General features: G+C 42.7%; 2 protein-coding genes. One reads left to right on the top strand and one right to left on the bottom strand.

The annotated features are described in order from the left end of the window. Positions 1–204: 204 nt before the first annotated feature. A complete protein-coding gene (locus tag GTGU_RS06145; protein ID WP_038154970.1) occupies positions 205–519 on the bottom strand; it encodes a hypothetical protein in 315 nt (104 codons plus the stop codon). A 140-nt stretch (positions 520–659) separates the two neighbouring features. On the opposite strand from GTGU_RS06145, the gene GTGU_RS06140 reads away from it, so the two are divergent. After that, complete coding sequence (locus GTGU_RS06140; protein ID WP_038154972.1) at positions 660–1,172, top strand: hypothetical protein; 513 nt, start codon at positions 660–662, stop codon at positions 1,170–1,172. Positions 1,173–1,260 lie beyond the last annotated feature (88 nt).

The following is a 1,260-nucleotide window of genomic DNA, read 5'->3' as shown; positions in this document are numbered from 1 at the left end:
TTTTCACTCGTTCAAGGAGTACGCCAATAACGACAGGAACTTTATTAGCTTCACAAAGCTCGTAAAGTTTTTCTATTGTCACTTTTATTTCATTCCGAACTTCCGTGCTGATAATTAAATCTTTCATTTTATTCTCCATCATTTTCTGGATGAGTGATGTCACACCTGTTAAGGTGTTAATTTTTCCTGTCTGCAATTCAGTAATTAATGCTTAAATTTATCCGTGCGCGGCATACCTGGAGGGGCAAGGTCAAAAAGGATTTCTGCCACACATTCCGAAACGACAGAAAGCACTTCAAAGGTATTCAGCCGTGTATCGCTGCATGAAACACTGGGTGCCCAGCCGCCAACTTCAACAGAAAGCTTGTTTTCTACAACAATGTCATATCTGAAATTCACAAGAACCTGTTCCAGCGTACCGCGTATCATTTCCTCAACGAGTTCATGGCTTACGCCTTCCGGCACCTGGCAATGTGGAACCCTCACGGTTATGTTACGGTTGTTAGCTGTCATAGACATAACGGTATCCTCTTACTGTGTACGGTTAAGGGTATTTGCCTGTCTTTTAACCACATCAGGCTCGGTGGTTCCTGCTATTCCCCAACAACAGGAATTCGTTTAATCTGGATATCCCCAACAACAGAATGAGTAATCAGCCAATGGTCGATATTGCATCTGCGTACTCAGCTATCAAAGAAACTCTTGGGCTGCTAAAAAAAATCAATGAAACGAAGTCCGATTTTGAAATAAAGGTGGCTACCTCTGCGATTCAGGACAAATTAATAAGTGTCCAGGGAGCTTGTTTTGCGCTGGATGATATCATCCATTCTCGTGACGCAGAGATAGTACATCTCAAAGCAAAAATTGCAGAGTTCGAAGACTTCAGAAGCCAGGCTGAAGGTTATGAGCTTAATCAGCTTGATTCGGGTACGTTTGTTTATTCGAAGAAGCAACCCGTGGGCGATTCGGAGGCAATAGTGTATCTTTGTCCAAACTGTTTTTGCCGCCGAGTAATATCGATACTTCAGCCTGTCCCGGTTAGTGAGAATGTGATTTTTCATAAAAGCAGGTGCCTCCAGTGTGAAAATCATTTTCTGATGAACAAAAATCAGGATTATGTGCCGCCTCAGGCTCTGGAAGAGTTGGGCAGAAAGCTCAGCAGTAATCCGTAGATTGTTCTGTTGTGGACATCCGGATTTTTAAAGAGCGAAGCATCAATAAATAAGTTTCTGTGTCGACGGTGGTTGTTGCTGGTGTATA

The sequence above is a fragment of the Trabulsiella guamensis ATCC 49490 genome, assembly GCF_000734965.1.
In the GTDB taxonomy this organism is placed as follows: domain Bacteria; phylum Pseudomonadota; class Gammaproteobacteria; order Enterobacterales; family Enterobacteriaceae; genus Trabulsiella; species Trabulsiella guamensis.
The sequence above is the reverse complement of the archived record's forward strand: the minus strand, read 5'-3'. Positions and strand labels throughout refer to the sequence as shown.